Source organism: Paenibacillus sp. MAHUQ-63 (assembly GCF_028765165.1).
Taxonomy (GTDB): Bacteria; Bacillota; Bacilli; order Paenibacillales; family NBRC-103111; genus Paenibacillus_E.
Window position 1 is genome coordinate 1375645 of record NZ_JARADB010000001.1, and the last position, 17479, is coordinate 1393123.

Annotated in this window: 18 protein-coding genes; 1 reads left to right on the plus strand and 17 read right to left on the minus strand. The window is 37.3% G+C overall.

The genetic code is table 11. The annotated features are described in order from the left end of the window. Positions 1–50 precede the first annotated feature (50 nt). Positions 51–1139 (plus strand): acyltransferase family protein, encoded by a 1089-nt coding sequence (locus PUT07_RS06035; RefSeq protein WP_274466921.1) that lies wholly within the window; start codon positions 51–53, stop codon positions 1137–1139. 32 nt (positions 1140–1171) lie between these two features. On the opposite strand, the gene PUT07_RS06040 is transcribed toward PUT07_RS06035, so the two are convergent. The 17 genes from PUT07_RS06040 to PUT07_RS06115 form a co-directional block, all read right to left on the minus strand. Then, positions 1172–1297: a hypothetical protein gene (locus PUT07_RS06040; RefSeq protein ID WP_274466922.1), complete on the minus strand. Its 126-nt coding sequence runs from the start codon at positions 1295–1297 to the stop codon at positions 1172–1174. Positions 1298–1376: 79 nt separating this feature from the next. Then, positions 1377–2306 carry an NAD-dependent epimerase/dehydratase family protein gene (locus PUT07_RS06045; RefSeq protein WP_274466923.1) on the minus strand — a complete coding sequence of 310 codons (930 nt, stop codon included), beginning with the start codon at positions 2304–2306 and terminating at the stop codon, positions 1377–1379. 26 nt (positions 2307–2332) lie between these two features. Next, positions 2333–3739, minus strand: coding sequence for an undecaprenyl-phosphate glucose phosphotransferase (locus tag PUT07_RS06050; RefSeq protein ID WP_274466924.1), 1407 nt, complete (start codon positions 3737–3739; stop codon positions 2333–2335). A gap of 6 nt (positions 3740–3745) precedes the next feature. Further along, positions 3746–4612: a glycosyltransferase family 2 protein gene (locus tag PUT07_RS06055; protein ID WP_274466925.1), complete on the minus strand. Its 867-nt coding sequence runs from the start codon at positions 4610–4612 to the stop codon at positions 3746–3748. A gap of 94 nt (positions 4613–4706) precedes the next feature. Continuing rightward, the gene (locus tag PUT07_RS06060) at positions 4707–5657 is read right to left on the minus strand and encodes a glycosyltransferase family 2 protein (protein ID WP_274466926.1); all 951 of its coding nucleotides are present in this window, start codon (positions 5655–5657) and stop codon (positions 4707–4709) included. Further along, positions 5644–6501, minus strand: a complete 858-nt coding sequence (gene rfbD / locus PUT07_RS06065; RefSeq protein ID WP_274466927.1) for a dTDP-4-dehydrorhamnose reductase — start codon at positions 6499–6501, stop codon at positions 5644–5646. Before rfbD ends, PUT07_RS06060 begins: the two co-directional genes overlap by 14 nt. Before the next feature lie 2 nt (positions 6502–6503). Next, a complete protein-coding gene (gene rfbB, locus PUT07_RS06070) occupies positions 6504–7520 on the minus strand; it encodes a dTDP-glucose 4,6-dehydratase (protein WP_274466928.1) in 1017 nt (338 codons plus the stop codon). Between the two features lie 259 nt (positions 7521–7779). After that, entirely contained in the window at positions 7780–8775 is a 996-nt protein-coding gene (locus PUT07_RS06075; RefSeq protein WP_274466929.1) for a glycosyltransferase family 2 protein, read from the minus strand. 11 nt (positions 8776–8786) lie between these two features. After that, on the minus strand, positions 8787–9677 hold the full coding sequence (locus PUT07_RS06080; RefSeq protein ID WP_274466930.1) for an NAD-dependent epimerase/dehydratase family protein: 891 nt from the start codon (positions 9675–9677) through the stop codon (positions 8787–8789). Next, positions 9674–10765: a CDP-glucose 4,6-dehydratase gene (rfbG, locus tag PUT07_RS06085; protein ID WP_274466931.1), complete on the minus strand. Its 1092-nt coding sequence runs from the start codon at positions 10763–10765 to the stop codon at positions 9674–9676. The genes PUT07_RS06080 and rfbG overlap by 4 nt, the downstream gene beginning before the upstream one ends. Beyond that, positions 10747–11523, minus strand: a complete 777-nt coding sequence (rfbF, locus tag PUT07_RS06090; protein WP_274466932.1) for a glucose-1-phosphate cytidylyltransferase — start codon at positions 11521–11523, stop codon at positions 10747–10749. Before rfbF ends, rfbG begins: the two co-directional genes overlap by 19 nt. 22 nt (positions 11524–11545) lie before the next feature. Further along, a complete protein-coding gene (rfbH, locus tag PUT07_RS06095; RefSeq protein WP_274466933.1) occupies positions 11546–13084 on the minus strand; it encodes a lipopolysaccharide biosynthesis protein RfbH in 1539 nt (512 codons plus the stop codon). Then, on the minus strand, positions 13081–13491 hold the full coding sequence (locus PUT07_RS35565) for a GtrA family protein (RefSeq protein ID WP_379239618.1): 411 nt from the start codon (positions 13489–13491) through the stop codon (positions 13081–13083). Before PUT07_RS35565 ends, rfbH begins: the two co-directional genes overlap by 4 nt. Positions 13492–13522: 31 nt before the next feature. Continuing rightward, entirely contained in the window at positions 13523–15022 is a 1500-nt protein-coding gene (locus PUT07_RS06100; RefSeq protein WP_274466934.1) for a glucosyltransferase domain-containing protein, read from the minus strand. Positions 15023–15075: 53 nt separating this feature from the next. After that, a complete protein-coding gene (rfbC, locus tag PUT07_RS06105) occupies positions 15076–15618 on the minus strand; it encodes a dTDP-4-dehydrorhamnose 3,5-epimerase (RefSeq protein ID WP_274466935.1) in 543 nt (180 codons plus the stop codon). Between the two features lie 21 nt (positions 15619–15639). Continuing rightward, the gene (gene rfbA, locus PUT07_RS06110; RefSeq protein WP_274466936.1) at positions 15640–16530 is read right to left on the minus strand and encodes a glucose-1-phosphate thymidylyltransferase RfbA; all 891 of its coding nucleotides are present in this window, start codon (positions 16528–16530) and stop codon (positions 15640–15642) included. Beyond that, the gene (locus PUT07_RS06115; RefSeq protein ID WP_274466937.1) at positions 16527–17471 is read right to left on the minus strand and encodes an NAD-dependent epimerase/dehydratase family protein; all 945 of its coding nucleotides are present in this window, start codon (positions 17469–17471) and stop codon (positions 16527–16529) included. Before PUT07_RS06115 ends, rfbA begins: the two co-directional genes overlap by 4 nt. Positions 17472–17479: the final 8 nt, after the last annotated feature.

Below are 17479 nucleotides of genomic sequence, written 5' to 3' on the forward strand. Positions count from 1 at the left end.
CATGATGGTTGTTAGATTAAAATCATTCATGAAGACCGGAGGAAGTAAAATTGAATAACAACCCAAAAATCGGGCTTCAAGCCTCAAGAGGAGCGGCGGCATTCTTCGTCATGCTGTTCCATATCTCAGCTATGTCTTATAAGTATTATCAATACGACTTCCTGGGTGTCAGCGCCATTGGACGATCGGGCGGCGTCGATTTCTTTTTCATACTTACAGGCTTTCTTCTCTTTCATACATACGGCCACAAAATCGGTTCGAAAATGAACATCATTCCTTATCTAACCAACCGTATCATTCGGATTTATCCTTTTTATTGGTTAATGACGTTTATTGTTCTGCCCGTGTATTTTCTTGTTCCAAGCTTCGGCTATGGGTATGAGACCCACAAAGATACGATAGTCAAGTCGTTTATGCTGCTCCCCCAAACGCACGGGCCAATTCTGCCTGTTGCTTGGTCGTTGAGTTATTTTATCCTTTTTTACGTCGCGTTCGGCCTGCTAATGGCTCTTAAGAAGAAGTCCGCTTATATTCTCGCATCCATTTGGATTGTTCTGACCCTGTGTCATGTTCTACAAGTGCCGTTCATTAGTACGGATATTGACCGTCATTTTTATTTGAACTTTCTGTTTAGCGATGTGAATCTGGAGTTCCTTCTGGGCTGCTTAGTGGCGAAATGCGTGGCCTATGTTAAACCTGTGCGCTTTAAGCCATGGATTGTTTTGGGCTTTCTTGGCTTTGTGTTCATCTGGATCAATAATAAAGTTCAGTTCGTTCCCTACCATAGCTACCTGTTATATATGATTCCGTCTGTATGTATTCTGATCGGTGCCTCATCGATCCCTGAAGACTTTCGTTTACCTGCTTGGGGCATAAGGCTCAGCAAGCTAGGAGATGCTTCGTATACGATTTTGTTAACACATCTCTTATTCATTTCTGTTTTGATGAAGCTGAGTGTTGTTTCTCATTTGGCCGGTCGCTTGGGGTATTGGTTCACCGATCTGATCATTGTGGTAGTAGTCATTCCGCTGTGCTTATTAGCTTACAAACTTGCTGAGAAACCGCTCGTCTCCTTGTTAAAGGGCGTTCTCGCATCGTCTTCATATACCCTGAACACCAAAAGACTGCCTAAGGCTTAAATAGCCTGGCAGTCTTTGTCATATCTTTGCTTTCACCACATATACACAATCCCGGTAATGATACCTGCCCACAGCAGGGAACCGAACACCACGCCCACAATTAAACCTTTGCCAATCGACAAGCGTTCATCCTGGTATGCATCATCATGATCGATCATACGCAAACCTCCCCGCACTACATAGTATATGCTTAGTATGGGGAAGATGTTGACGAATCATGCGGTTAAAGTGAAAAATTTAATTATTATTTATACTATGAGTCAGGTAATAATCACAAGTCTCTTGTAAACCGTCTCTAAGTGAGTATCGCGGTTCCCAATTCAAATCTTTCATTGCGGAAGTATTATCAAGAAAACTATGAAGAATGTCTCCAGACCTTACTTCTCTATAACCAGGAACAACTTTGACATTACTTGCTTCGGATATCATGTTTAACAATTCATTAACACTAGTCTGTGTATTACAGCTAATATTGTAAATCCCTTTGCTTCCTTTATCCAATGCAGCAATATTCGCACGCGCTACATCTTTGACATAAATAAAGTCTCTTGTTTGTTCTCCATCTCCAAAAATTATCGGTTGAGCTTTATCCATTATTTTATCAATAAATATTGAAACTACTCCACCCTCACCTTTTGGATCTTGCCTAGTTCCATAGACATTAGCATATCTAAGAATTGTATAATCAATGTCATTTTGTGTGGAGAAAACCTCAATATAATGCTCAGGAGTATGCTTGGAAATACCATAATAGGACAGCGGGCGTACAGGGTGGTATTCATCAACCGGCAAATATCGTGGGTCTCCATACACAGCTGCCGATGAGGCGTAAATAATCTTTTTAACACCTGTTTTCTTGCAATTTTCGAGCAATTTAACAGTTCCCACGATATTAGTAGTGGCATCGAATGCAGGATCTTTTATCGAAGATTGAATATCAATTTGAGCTGCATGATGAATAACAATGTCTGGTTCGAATTCTAGAAAGATATCTGCAGTACGATCATCTAGAATATCCATCTTATAAACCTTAGCTCTTGCATTTACATTCTCATTCTTGCCTGTTGAGAAATTATCCAATATCGCAACATAATGTCCAAGATCTACGAGCAAATCAACAATATGCGAAGCAATAAAACCTGCCCCACCAGTAACTAATATCTTCATATTTCCCCCTGAGTGATCACATCACATTAATATGCATTTTTATTAATAAATCCATTAATAATCGTTCGCCAAATAATTTTAATATCAAAAAGAAAAGTCCAATTTTCAATATAGAAAATATCGTGCTTAATGCGTTCCTCGATCGAGGTATCTCCCCGCAAGCCATTGCTCTGCGCCCAACCGGTAATTCCCGGTCGAATATGATGCTTAACCATATACTTCGGAACCTCTTCCTTGAACTGTTCCACGAAATAAGGCCGTTCCGGCCGTGGCCCAACGACGCTCATATGCCCGAAGAGCACATTAAAAAACTGCGGCAGCTCGTCGAGACTCGTCTTTCGCAGGAATGTCCCCACCTTCGTTCGCCGCGGATCGTTCTCCACCGTCCACTCCGTATTCGAGGCATTCTCGGGCAGCACGTTCATACTGCGAAACTTATACATCATAAATGTTCTGCGATTCAGCCCTACACGCTCTTGTTTAAAGATAACCGGCCCTGGCGAAGTTAGCTTGATCGCAATGACGGATGCCAGCATAACCGGCGCTGTAATCACAATAGCTGCGAGAGAGAACACAATATCAAATGCCCGTTTGAAAATCCGGTTCCGGACCTCATCCAACGGAATATCTCGCACGTTGATAAGCGGCATCTCCGCAAAATTATCGAAGTATGGTCGAGACGGCAGGAAATCATAGAAATCGGGAATAATTAACGTTTTGACACCAATTTTCTCACAAACATTAATGATGTGGCCGAATTTCCGGTGAGCATCCAACGGCAGCGCGATAATGACTTCATCGATAATAACCTCGTTCAAAACGGATTCCAGATCGTCAATTTTGCCAATAATCGGCTTATAGTTGTGATGCGGAATTTCATGCTTTTCTTGATAATCATCGAGAAAGCCAACGACTTCATACCCTAGTTCGGGATGCTGCCGAAGCTTATTATAAAACTGCCGTCCCAAAGAGCCGGCACCAAGGATCAGGATGAACTGTTTATTGTATCCCTTTTGCCTCACACGTTTGAGTGAAATCTTGATCAGATAGCGGTAAAAGCTAATGAACAGAATATTGTTTACAAGAAAGAGCAAAAGATAAGACCGAGATACATCGAGTTCTTTTAAAATAAACAAAAGGCTGAGAAGCAGCAGCAAACTGAAAATATGCACCTGGATAATTTTAAAAACCTCGTACGAGAACTGCTTTTTCCTCTTCGGCGTATAGAAATTCGTCATGTAACTTAAGAAGACGGCGATGAGCGCATAACTGACACTCCACATCAAATAATGCTTAATCGGCAGTGGTGAATCGAACGGAATCCAGCCGCTTTTGAATTTCAGCCACCAGGAAAACAGAAATACGAGCTGGATACATATGAAGTCGGCCAGTGCGTAAAGTTGGGTTAGGAAACCTTGACTCTGTCGAATCAATGTGCATCACCTCGCTGGTCTTAATTTATTTCGTGCTAACGAAAGTAAAAATTTCACGCCAACCCCTGCATAAACGATCGAGTTCGTCACCCAGGAATACTTCTTACGATAATGCTTCCTATGAAACAAGATCATGGCACGATGGAACTCATATATAATTTTGAAAGGCTTCCTTCGACTGCTGGCGCCTTTGTAGTGTACGATTTGAGTGCGGGGATAATAGTAATTCACCCAGCCTGCTTCCTTAATTCTATAACACCAATCTATATCCTCACCATACATAAAAAATTCCTCATCCAGCATACCGACCTGATCAATAGCTTCGCGGCGGATTAACATGAAGGCCCCAACAAGGCAGTCGATGGGATATTCGTGATCCGGATTCAAATAACCCAGCTGGTATTGATTGAACCGCGGTACTTTGGGAAAAAGCTTCGAGAAACCGAAAGCATAGTAAAAGGACGCTGACGGCGTCGGAAAGCCGCGTTTGCAGGCCTTATCGAGTGATCCGTCGGGCAGAACGATTTTGCAGCCGCTGGCTCCCACTGTCGGATTCTCGTCCATGAAACGAAGCATGGTGTCTAATGTATCGGCCTGCACAATCGTATCGGAGTTGAGTAACAATATGTAACGGCCTTGTGCGACGCGAATACCCTGATTATTCGCTCTTGAGAAGCCGACGTTCTCCTTATTCGCAATGCAGGTCACCTGCGGAAACAGATCATTAGCGGAATCGATGATACCGTCATTTGAGGCATTATCGACTAAAATAACCTCATATTTGTAAGATGTAACTGACGTGAAAACTGACTTTATACAGGCGATGGTTAGATCGTGCGTTTTGTAGTTAACGATAATAATTGATAAATCCAAGGGAAAACCTCACTGATTTTGACTTCGTTACTTTTATTATAACATGCGAATATTAAAATAAGCCTAAAAAAATAAGACTAGCTTGTGGCTAATCTTATGAGCGAAACCATTTATTTAATTCTGCTGCATTAATTTTGGTCTTGTTGCGGATCCAACTTCGTTTCTGTTTAAGCTCGGAATACTTGCGAAAGAAGTCAGCCCATGCTCCCAGAAGTTTAGGTTCTCTTAGGATCGCGTAGGCAAGACTAAGGCATTCATATATGAACAGCGGAAAAAAACTTTTCAGCATCAAAGAAACTCGGTCGTTTTTCACCATCATTTTATAACGGTTCATATAGGATAATCTTCGAACAAACAGAGGCTTGCTGCTTCTGCCGCCCTCTTTCCATCCTCTTTCGTGAAACGCGACAGCAGATGGTTCGTAGAGCGCCTTCCAGCCAAGCAACCGCGCCCGCCATGCTACATCTACATCTTCTTTATATGCAAAAAAATCCTCGTCAAAAAACTCGCCATTCAAACTAATGTCGTTAATCATCTCACGGGAATACATTGCAGCAGCCCCTGAAACGCCAAACACTTCCTCCGACTGCTGAAATTGCTCGCTAGACTGATGAGCGCCGCGGTCAAAAGCTCTACGCGCTTTATTAATAACAAGCCCTGTGCTGTCGATGTGAGTTGGATCAGCCTTGAATAACAGCTTCCCGGTGGCACTTCCTGCCCGCGGGGTGTTCTTCATAGCTTTGATTGAATTCAGCACGTAATCTTTCTCGAGAACCACATCAGGGTTTAAGATCAAGCAATAATCCGTTTCCGTCATTCGTATCGCTTGGTTATGTCCACCTGCAAAACCATTGTTCTTCGAATTCTTAACAAGGTTAATCTTATTTGACCATTTTCGGAGCTTCTCTAGCGTCTCATCTTTCGAGGCATTGTCGATAATAACTATCTGCTCAATGGGATAGGATTGTTTTAGAACGGCTTCCAGGCAGTCATCGATGTGCTCGGAGCTATTATAGGTTACGATGTGGATGCTAGCGGAGTTCATTGCTCACGCCTAATTCCTCTAAGAAAGCCTTAAGTCCTTCACGCCATGGTCTTAAATCCTCAAACTCGTTCGTACGAATCGCCAGATGCTCCATTGCCGAATACTTAGGTCTTGGCGCAGGCCGCGGGAACTCTTCCGTGGAACAAGGTAGAACCTTGACCTGTTTCCCGCTTTCTTCAAAAATAGCGCTGGCAAAATCGAACCAAGAGCATACTCCAGAGTTTGAAGCGTGATAAATACCGTAACGCTCCGTTTGCACAAGCTCATCTAAGAAGTTCGCAAGATCAACTGTATAAGTAGGTGACCCAAACTGATCATTTACTACCTTCAAAGTATCACGATCTTGTGCTAATTTGAGCATGGTTTTCACGAAATTCGCCCCGTTTACACCATAAACCCACGATGTTCTAACTATAAAATATTTCGTCGAAAGCGACTGAACCAACAGTTCTCCCGCTCTCTTCGATTTCCCATAAATACTTTGAGGATTCGTATTGTCGTATTCTCTATATGGTATAGCCGCTGTCCCATCGAAAACATAATCCGTACTGATGTAGCAAAGCTTTGCCCCTACCCTCTCAGCAGCAACAGCAAGATTTCTTGTCCCCATTGCATTAATCTTATAGGCCATGTCCTCTTCTGTCTCGGCTAAGTCTACAGCTGTATAAGCAGCGCTGTGGATAATAACATCTGGTTGTAAAGACTCTACAGCCTCTAGGCATTGGAGCTCATTCGTTATATCCAACTGTTCTCTTCCAAGACCATGAACAACATGGTGTTGACCTAAAATTTTAACGACATCTTGTCCTAATTGGCCATTAGCCCCTGTCACTGTAATTTTCATCACTATACACCTAGACGATCGCCATACTGTTTAGCAAAATATTGTTGGTATTCACCCGTCTGAATTCTTTTCCACCAGTCCTGATAATCCAGGTACCAACGAATCGTTTCGTGAATTCCAGTCTCAAAATTATGTTTAGGTGCCCAACCTAATTCTCTCGTAATCTTCGTTGCATCAATCCCATATCGACGGTCATGTCCAGGACGATCTTTAACGTATTGAATGAGTGATTCCGGTTTTCCTAATTCACGCAGAATCGTTTGGACGATCTGAATATTCGTTCTCTCATTATTTCCACCAATATTATAAACTTCACCATCAATACCCTTATGTAAAACTAGGTCAATCGCACTGCAATGATCCTCAACATATAACCAATCACGAATGTTTAGACCATCCCCATACACGGGAAGAGACTTATTGCCCAAAGCATTTGCAATCATTAACGGGATTAACTTTTCAGGGAATTGATAGGGACCATAATTATTAGAGCACCGGGTAATGTTAACCGGAAGCCCGAAAGTTTCATGATAAGAACGAACGAGAAGATCGGACCCGGCTTTACTAGCCGAGTACGGGCTGTTTGGTGATAAAGGCGTTTCTTCCGTGAAAAGACCTGTTTCACCAAGTGTTCCATAGACTTCATCTGTAGAAACATGGACAAATTTCTTAACCTCGTGCTTGCGTGCAGCCTCAAGCAGTACTTGGGTACCAAGTACGTTTGTTTTCACGAAAACATCAGGTTCCAAGATACTACGATCCACATGCGATTCCGCGGCGAAATGAACAACAGTATCCACTCCCTGTTCAAACAGTGAGTTGACTAGCTTTGTGTCAGTGATATCGCCTTTTACGAACGTATAATTACTGTTTTCTTGGATAGATGTAAGGTTCTCTAAATTTCCGGCATAAGTTAATGCATCTAAATTGATGATTTTATAATCAGAATAACGATCAAGCATATAATGAACGAAGTTGCTGCCGATGAATCCGGCTCCGCCTGTTACGAGTATTTTCATATCGGTATAACTCCACTCCAATTTAAAAGTTTAGTTCCTTATTGTACCGGCTTCTCTTGCATTAATTTCAATGCTTGCTATTTGCCATAAAGATCCACACTATTTTAAAGTATACACGTAATATACTCAAAAGAGTATAGTAGTCTAGAAATGAACTTCTGTTGCAGCACCAATCTCTCCCATAAAAATAGCCCGATTGTCCCAGTGGACAACGGGCTCTATAATATATAATCCTTCGTAGTATGTGAATTCATTCTTTTTATTTCGCAACGAATCTAATTGGGTTACTTTGCTCAACAGCCAATTCTTCATCACAATTAATTTTATTATCAACAATTGTTAATGGCTTCTTCTTGACTTGTTGGTATATTCTTCCCAGATATTCGCCGATTATTCCAAGAAAAAGGGCGTTCAAACTAAGCGACATGAGTATGAGAATAGTTGTAGTTGCAAAACCTGCAGGCCAATCTGCACCAAGCAATTTACCAACAAAATAAATTAAAAGTCCAATAAAAGTAGCTACGCTCACACTAAGACCAATATATGAAGCCAGCCTTAAAGGCACCAACGAGTGATTTAATATACCATCAAATGCAAGTCTGATTAATTGACTGAATGAAAATTTACTCTCTCCCCTTAATCTTTCATCCCGGTCATACGGAATTCCAATCTGTTTAAACCCCATAGATGATATAGTACCTCGCAAATAGGGTTGCTCGTCATGGATATTCTTTAATTCATCAAGTATCTTCCTGTCAACTAACCTAAAATCACCTGCATCTCTTGGTAATTGATCTTCACTCAGACGATCAATCATCCAATAAAATACTTTACGTATATTATTTATCCACCAGGATTCTTTGCGGGATCGTCTAATTCCATAGACGACCTGATTACCTTTTTCCCAATAATCAATAAAAACCGGTACCAATGCGATTGGATCTTGCAGATCGCAATCCAACTGTATGGCACAGTCTCCACTGGCATGTAAATATCCAGTGAAAATAGACTTTTGATATCCATAGTTACGAGAAAATCTAATTACTTTAACACGTTTGTCTTTATTAGCGATGCTTTCCAACAAACCAAACGTCCCATCTGTACTTCGATTATCTGTAAATATGATTTCAAAATCATAATTGTGCAGATAGTCCATTATATCTATTACAGCTTCGTATAAAGGATTAACATTATCTTCCTCATTATATACAGGAACAATATATGAAATCATCTTTTTAGAGGACAATTCATTCACACTGCCCTTTCTTATTTTCTTTGAATGGATTCAATTATTAACCCTATTCCATCCATTAACCCAATCTTACTTTCCCATCCTAACCTTCGTAAAGGCTCATTATCTGCCAATGAATGCATGATTTCATTATCCCGATAAGGAATTGAACCAAAGTTCAACTGTGTCTTAGCGCCAGTCAATTGCTTGGCCATTATTACAAACTTTTCAATTGTAACTGCAGCTCCACTCCCAACTTGGAAAGTATGAATCGAATCTTCTAAAGAGCCAATATTCCCAAGAACACATGAATAGGCATCCACTGCATCAGTAACATAAATAAAATCTCTGTTTTGCTTTCCAGGAGTTAGATTCATTGAATCAATATTCTTTAATAACTTATCAATAGTTTCCATCGTAAACTTCGATAAATCATCATTTGGCCCATAGAGATGTTCCAACCTCATATTTATAAACTTGAATTTTCTCATTCCACAAAAAATAGTGGCAAGCTCTAAAAAATATTTTTTTGATAATGAATAAGTGTTCAGGTAACCATAATTAACAGCATTATTATTATTAAAAAAAGAATCCGTATTAATAAAAGCAATTCCTTTGTTATCGGTCAACAACTCCAGCAATTTTAAAGGAAAAACCACGTTTGACTCAATTACCTCATGAGCAGCAGTAGTCTTCCCATAATTGGTAGCCGCGTGAATTACAATATCAATATTATTTTCTTTAAATACCGTCTCAATAGATACTTGGTCTATATCATAGGAGGTAATCTCATTTAATATAGAGTCAATCCTAATCGTATTTGAGTAACTTCTTTTTAAAATAATAAGGTTATGACCCTCTTTTAAAAAATGATGGGTAACATAACTGCCTAAGAATCCTGTAGCCCCTGTAATCAAAATATTCATGAGTTTTGATACTCCATTATTTGATCACAACAAATTTTATACATATCACTGGCACTTTCATATGCTTTCGTCCATTCGACAATTTTGTCCAAGGTCTTATCAAGGCTCCAACGTGGATGCCAATGAAGCAGCTGTTTAGCTTTTGAGCAATCAAGTTTTAGATAATGTGCTTCATGCGGCTGATTAGCACGATCAACCTCATAACCTAGATTGTAACCATCCCATTTTTGACATATCTTATTGACAATCCATTCAACTGGTTTAGCATCCTCATCATTCGGACCAAAGTTCCAGGAGTCTGCATATGTCGTTCCATTTTCATATAAATTTTGGCACAAGAGCAAATATCCGCTTAGCGGTTCAAGTACATGCTGCCAAGGACGAATCGAATTTGGATTTCTAATAAGAATTCTTTCATTGGTTGTAATGGATTTAATGATATCTGGAATCAAGCGGTCTTTGGCCCAATCGCCGCCACCGATCACATTCCCAGCTCTAGCGGAGGCTAATGCAACTTGATGATCAGCGTACGTTTCTTTTGAAAAATAGGAACTTCTAAATGCCGAAGTTACTAACTCTGAACATGCTTTACTACTGGAATAGGGATCATATCCGCCCAATGGTTCATCTTCGCGGTAGCCCCATACCCACTCTTTATTGTCATAACACTTATCTGTAGTAACATTTAAAACAGCCTTTACAGATGAACAACTTCTAACCGCTTCAAAAAGATGAACAGTACCCATCACATTAGTCGAATAAGTTTCAATTGGATCCTTATACGATTCTCGAACTAAAGGCTGGGCTGCCATATGAATAATAATTTCTGGGGCTGCTTGAGATACGGACTGTTTCAATTTCTCGTAATCGCGAATATCACCAACAATAGATTTCTCTATTAAATTATCTATTTGACATAAAGAAAAAAGAGATGGTTCCGTAGGCGGATTAAGGGAGTAACCTGTAACTTTTGCACCCATAGAATGAAGCCATATACTTAACCATGATCCTTTAAATCCGGTATGACCAGTCAGGAAGACCTTTTTATCTTTCCAAAAAAAACTGTTTACTAGTCCCATTTTTTCCATGGAGCATTACCTTTCTTCCATAAGTTCTCTAAATAGGTTTTATCTCTCAAAGTATCCATAGGCTGCCAAAATCCTGAATGTCTATAGGCCATCAACTCATTATTTTTCGCTAGATTTTCAAGTGGTCTTTGTTCAAAAATTGTACTATCGTCGTCAATATAATTAAAAACATCTGGTTCTAATACAAAGAATCCAGCATTGATCCACGAGCCGTCGCCTTTTGGTTTTTCCTGAAAACCTAAAACTTGATCATTAACGTTCACGTCGAGTGCACCGAATCGGCCGCTGGGTTGAACAGAAGAAACCGTTGCAATTCTCCCATGCAATTTATGAAAATCAACCAATTGACGAATATTAATATCAGAAACTCCATCTCCATATGTAAGCATAAATGGTTCGTTTCCAACATATTTTTGAATCCTTTTAACCCTGCCACCGGTCATTGTATCTAATCCTGTATTGACAAGCGTTACTCTCCATGGCTCAGCTTTATGAACATGAACAATTCTTTCATTTTCATTCCTAAAGTCAAAAGTTACATCCGATTCATGTAAAAAGTAATGTTCAAAATATTCCTTTATATAATACCCTTTATATCCAAGACAAATCACAAAATCATTAAAGCCGTATGATGAATATATCTTCATAATGTGCCACAAAATAGGTCTTTCTCCTATTTCAATCATAGGTTTAGGTCTAAGATGAGACTCTTCACTAATACGTGTTCCAAAGCCCCCTGCTAAAATAACGACTTTCATTCTAAAAAATCCCCTTCAATAATTATTTATTTAATTGAATAAATTCTCTAATTTTTTTAATCATATAATTAACCATTTCTTCTGTTAATCCTGGATAGACGCCAATCAAGAAAGTATCATTCATAATTTTATCTGTATTCTTCAAGTCACCGTGGATTCTATATTCAACCTCTGAAAATGATGGTTGTCTGGTCAGATTTCCAGCAAACAACATTCTTGTTTGAATTTTATTTTCTTCCAGATAATTCACAATATCATTCTTAGTAAACTTCAGATTATCCCTAAGTGTGAGGATGAATCCAAACCAACTTGGTTCCGAATTAAATGTTGCATGAGGAAGAATAAAATACTCTTCTAAGTCTTTCAAGCCGGCATGTAATTTATTGAAATTATTAATTCTTGATTCAGCAAAACTTGGAACTTTTTTCAATTGTTTTAAACCAATTGCTGCTTGCATATCGGTAACTCTTAAGTTATAGCCAATATGTGAATACGTGTATTTATGATCATAGCCATATGGCAATGTTCCTAATTCCCAACCAAATCTCTTTTTACAAGAATTGTCACATCCAGAAGGGCACCAACAATCTCTTCCCCAATCACGGAAAGATTCGATAATCATTTTAAGCTGGGCATTATTCGTATATACCGCTCCACCTTCACCCATTGTCATATGATGAGGTGGGTAAAAGCTGGAAGTTGCAATATCCCCAAAAGTTCCTGTTAGCTTCCCATCAAACTTAGAGCCTAATGCATCACAGTTATCTTCAATAACCCAAAGATTATATTTCCTTGCAACTTCCATTACCTTTTCTAAATTAAAAGGGTTCCCCATTGTATGAGCTATCATAATGGCTTTTGTTTTTGGAGTGATAGCTTCTTCAATTTTATCTGCTAAGATGTTATAAGTTCCTAAGTCAACATCAATAAAGACTGGAATTGCTCTATTTTGAACAATCGGAGTCACTGTAGTAGGAAATCCGGCTGCAACTGTAATAACTTCATCTCCTGGAAGAATTCTTCGATCTCCTAATTTTGGAGAGGTTAATGTTGAAAAGGCCAGGAGATTTGCTGAAGATCCAGAGTTCGTCAAAAGAGCATATTTGACCCCAATAAATTCAGCGAATTCTTTCTCAAATTGTTTTGAAAACCTTCCTGCCGTTAGCCAGAAATCTAATGATGAATCGACTAAATTCTCCATTTCATTATGGTCATAAACCCTACCACCGTAGGACACTTGCGAAGTTCCTGGAATAAATTCATCTTTATTTTTATGAAAAAGATGATAGAAGCTGTTTACTTTATTTAAAATTTCTTTTCGCATAACATTTTCTAATTCTTTTTTTGTAATATTTCCGATAAAAGAAAAATCCCTTTTATTTTCCGAATATTTACTAGAAATGTCTAGCGAATAAATTTCTCCCTCAAAAGTAATTGTTAAATCACTGTCTAACTTTGAATGCTTATCGAGATCTACTAATGTCAAATTATTATTGCCGGTATTCTCTAGAACCAGAGCAGTTTTATTACCAAATTTTATAACAGAACCTATTGTTGTCACTTGTCATAATCTCCTTTGAATGTCCAATATTTATGTCCATAGAAGCTAAAAGCAGTTGTCAGCACTAATGCTAATAATTGTGACAGTATTTTATTTCCTCCGAAATAATCTACTAAAATTATTAATAGTAATGAATTAATGGCTAAATTCAATACATATACCATAACAAATTTCAAGATAGCTTTAATTTGGGTTTTATCACTTGTTTTAAAAGTCCATTTACTATTTAACATAAAGCTGGATATTATCCCAACCAAGTATGAAATAATAAGTGCAATTATATAATTAACATTATAAAAAGCCAATATAGCATAAATGATAAAAGATATCCCTGTATTTATTAATCCTACAATTGCAAATTTAAGTTCCTGAGCAAATCTTGAGATTAAATATCTAATAAGGCTCATCCTTTACGAAAATAGTTCCATTATAACCATATTAGAACATAGCAATATAAGCCACATTATCTTTAATTATAATTTGGTCTGGACTAAAGAAATCCCAATTTTTATCTTTGAAATAATCATCATAGATATCTTTGTCAAATTCAGTAATTTGGTATGCCTTATTTGAAATGTTACTTATCAAAATTTTTGCTGTCCAATCAATAACCATTGCCCTTACGTTGAGATCGCCAAATCCCTTAATATCCTTATACATATATTTCGGATTTTTATCTTGAATAAATGAGAGTTTAGTTACTGTCGTGTTTAATTCTTTCTCTTTAACTTGTATTGTGTTTACAATCAATGTAGCCATTTCTTCATCAATCTTATTTGTTGCAATTTGATCGCTCTCAATTTGGGTGGTTGAAACAATAATTCTCATAAAAATAATAACTGATACTAATAATGTTATAGAGTGCATATTGTTATTGAAAGTCTTGGAAGAATCTTGAATGAATATTAATGAAATCAAAATTAAAAATCCAGGTAAAGCAGATATTACAGGTATAGTTCTTGGAACAGCCCAAACCGTAGCTGTTATTAAATGAGGCATAAAGGGCAAAATACAAATTAACATTACTATAAATGCAGAAATTAATAAGTTAAATGTAAGCTTTAATTTATTTTTTATTATTATTGATATAGATATTAGAATTAAAACTATCACACTAATCATAAAGAAATATTTTGGCAAGAGATAGTCATGATACAGCCAAATATTTTTTTGGATTTTTATAATAGTTATTATGTTGCTTATGATATTAATATTATTTTCTGCTCTATGTTCTATATTCCCAAAAAAATGAGGATGTATCACTTTCAAGTATATTAAATTAATAATACAAGCAAATAAATAAATACTGGTAAAAATCACTATCCTTTTAAGCAGTATTATTATTGAATAATTTTTTTCAAGCAAATAAAATACTAGAACCAAGGGCAAAAATAAAGCTCCCCATCCTTGGTAAAGACATAAAGAGCAAGTTACAAGAACACATGACAATAAATACTTTGTTAGGGTTTGCTTCTCCGATACAATCCTTGCTGCTAATACATTCAATAAGACAGCCAGAGAACTAAATACTGCTAAATAAATGTGAGATAATAGTTCTATATTAAAAATATTATTTGTAATTAACAGGGAGGCACAAATCAAAATAATAATCGCACTTTTTTTTTCTCTATTGTCAGGTAAGATTTTTGTAACTACTAATAAAGCTGATAATGATAGAAAAACTTGTGCTATTATCATTAATAGCACTTGATGTTCCATCACTTTTATATTCAAGAATTTGAATAAGATTCCAAAAAAGACGATCAACGGTCTACCTAGGGAAGACTGGATATTAATCATCATTTCATCCTGGTTTTTCTCAACAAAATAGGCATCTAAAGAATAGTGATTTCCTAAAAATAAACTATTAATAGTTAAACCTATTATCATTAAAGCCAGAAAAATTATAACATTATGATTTGTAAATTTTTTAGCCAATTACATCTCTCCGTTCAAAACATTTACTTATGTTAACTGAGCATTCTATGATCTTAAACGATCTCTGCTTCCTTCAGCAAAGGATGTTTTTTGTCCTTTTCTGATAATATAGGATTAGTAGTAGGCCAATCAATAGAAAGTTTAGGATCATTCCATAAGATGCCGCGGTCATGTTCAGGTGAATAGTACTCATCCACCTTATATAGGACTTGTGTATTTTCTACGATTGAACAGAAACCGTGAGCAAATCCTTTAGGTACGAGAATTTGGCGTTTATTATCTGAGCTAAGAATTGTTCCTAACCATTGCCCAAATGTAGGCGAATCTTTACGAATGTCTACCACCACATCATATATTGCACCTGATACGACCTGAACTAATTTAGTCTGGGCCTTAGGACTTAATTGATAATGTAAGCCTCTTAACACACCAGCCTGCAAAGATAGGGAATGATTATCTTGAACAAAATTGTAATTCATACCTAATTTAGAGAAATTATTTCTATTATAACTTTCCATAAAAAATCCACGATTGTCGCTATGAACTTTTGGCTCAAGGAAATATAGTCCTTCAAGTTTCGTACCAATTATTTTCATAAAACACCTCGAATGCACTATTTAGAGATTCTCTTTATGTGAAATCTGAGTATTAGCTATTTCCAAGAGGTATTGACCGTACTCATTTTTTTTCATAGAGTCTGCTAACTCGATTAATTGACCTTTGCTGATATAACCCATGTTATAAGCAATTTCCTCGAGACAAGCAACTTTTAGCCCTTGCCTCTTTTCAATTGTTTCGATATAGTGCGAAGCCTGAAGCAGAGATTCATGGGTACCGGTGTCTAACCAAGCAAATCCACGACCTAAAAGTTCCACATTTAATTTTTTTCTATTTAAGTATTCGAGATTCACATCGGTAATTTCCAACTCGCCTCTTTTTGAAGGCTTAAGATTTTTAGCTATTTCTATAACATCTTTATCATAAAAATAAAGACCGGTTACTGCGTAATCAGACTTTGGTCTCTCAGGTTTTTCTTCTATAGAAATCACTTTTTGGTTTTCATCAAATTCAACTACACCGAATCGCGCTGCATCCTTAACTCGATAACCAAATATGGTTGCTCCATCTTTTCGATGACTTGCATTTTTTAGCATTGCTGTAAACCCCATACCATAAAAAATATTATCCCCTAAAATCAAGGCTACGTTATCTTCACCGATAAACTCTTCACCAATAATAAAAGCTTGCGCCAAACCATCCGGTGAAGGTTGAATTGCATAAGAGATATCAAGACCAAGTTCTTCGCCTGATCCAAGCAGCTGCTGAAATCGAGGTGTGTCAATTGGCGTAGAAATAATTAAAATTTCACGTATGCCTGCGAGCATGAGCACTGATAAAGGGTAATAAATCATTGGTTTATCATAAATCGGAAGTAGTTGTTTTGAAATAGTTTTAGTAAGTGGGTATAATCGCGTACCACTTCCCCCAGCAAGTACAATCCCTTTCATTGTCCTACCCCTTTACAAGACTTTATTGATTCTATAATATCCTTTATTCCAAGATCCAAAGAGAACTTGGGATGGAATCCAAACTCTCTCTGTGCCTTTGAAATATCAAGCACGTTATATGAAACATCAATATTTCTTTTTTCTTGGAAACTAATGTTAGCTTCCAAGCCAATATTATATTCAAGCTTACGAACCAACTCTAGTAAACCGGTCCCAATACCTGTACCAATATTAAATATTGGCTCAATGCCGTTCTTTGTTTGATATTGCAATGCCATCACAACAGCTGCCGAAATATCATCCACATGAATGTAGTCTCTTATAATATCGCCTTTACCAAAGATGATAATTTCATCACGGCTAAGAATTTTATCGATAAAAGTTGAAACCGCTCCTACCTTTTTGGCTATGTTTTGACCTAATCCATATGGATTAGATATTCTTAAGATTATATTATCCATACCATATAGATGATTGTACATAATTAACATTTTTTCAATTGTTAATTTTGATATGCCATAATGATTGATCGGGTAATTTTGACTTTCTTCACTTACTGGCGAATTTGATGTATTTCCATATACAGTTCCTCCAGAAGAAAAGAAAACAATTTTCTTAACACCCGCACTTCTACTAGATTCTACCATTTGCAATGTCTTCAGCACGTCATTTTCATAGGAGGAGTAGATATTATTCATTGAAGTGGCCGGAAGACTGCCACTAATTAGATGCAAGACGACATCTTGTCCATTCAGCAATTCAATGAAATTATTTTCTTCAAAGAAATTACCCTCGATATAATTCACACCATGAATCTGGTGTTTCTTGTGTAAATTACGATCATAAACAGTAATCTGATGCCCTTCTTTGATTAAACTCGGTATCAGGTTAGCACCTATAAAGCCGCCGCCTCCAAATAATAGGCATCTACTATTTTTCATTTCCACTC

Bases quoted from the DNA above. Each gene is read 5' to 3' on its own strand.
- rfbB (WP_274466928.1), bottom strand. From the start codon at position 7,520: ATGAAAATACTCGTAACAGGCGGAGCCGGATTCATCGGCAGCAACTTC.
- rfbA (WP_274466936.1), bottom strand. From the start codon at position 16,530: ATGAAAGGGATTGTACTTGCTGGGGGAAGTGGTACGCGATTATACCCA.
- rfbC (WP_274466935.1), bottom strand. From the start codon at position 15,618: ATGAAAATAATTGGTACGAAACTTGAAGGACTATATTTCCTTGAGCCA.
- PUT07_RS06045 (WP_274466923.1), bottom strand. From the start codon at position 2,306: ATGAAGATATTAGTTACTGGTGGGGCAGGTTTTATTGCTTCGCATATT.
- rfbF (WP_274466932.1), bottom strand. From the start codon at position 11,523: ATGAAAGTCGTTATTTTAGCAGGGGGCTTTGGAACACGTATTAGTGAA.
- rfbG (WP_274466931.1), bottom strand. From the start codon at position 10,765: ATGGAAAAAATGGGACTAGTAAACAGTTTTTTTTGGAAAGATAAAAAG.
- PUT07_RS06040 (WP_274466922.1), bottom strand. From the start codon at position 1,297: ATGATCGATCATGATGATGCATACCAGGATGAACGCTTGTCGATTGGC.
- PUT07_RS06080 (WP_274466930.1), bottom strand. From the start codon at position 9,677: ATGAATATTTTGATTACAGGGGCTACAGGATTCTTAGGCAGTTATGTT.
- PUT07_RS35565 (WP_379239618.1), bottom strand. From the start codon at position 13,491: ATGAGCCTTATTAGATATTTAATCTCAAGATTTGCTCAGGAACTTAAA.
- PUT07_RS06060 (WP_274466926.1), bottom strand. From the start codon at position 5,657: ATGAACTCCGCTAGCATCCACATCGTAACCTATAATAGCTCCGAGCAC.
- rfbD (WP_274466927.1), bottom strand. From the start codon at position 6,501: ATGAAAATTACAGTGACAGGGGCTAATGGCCAATTAGGACAAGATGTC.
- PUT07_RS06115 (WP_274466937.1), bottom strand. From the start codon at position 17,471: ATGAAAAATAGTAGATGCCTATTATTTGGAGGCGGCGGCTTTATAGGT.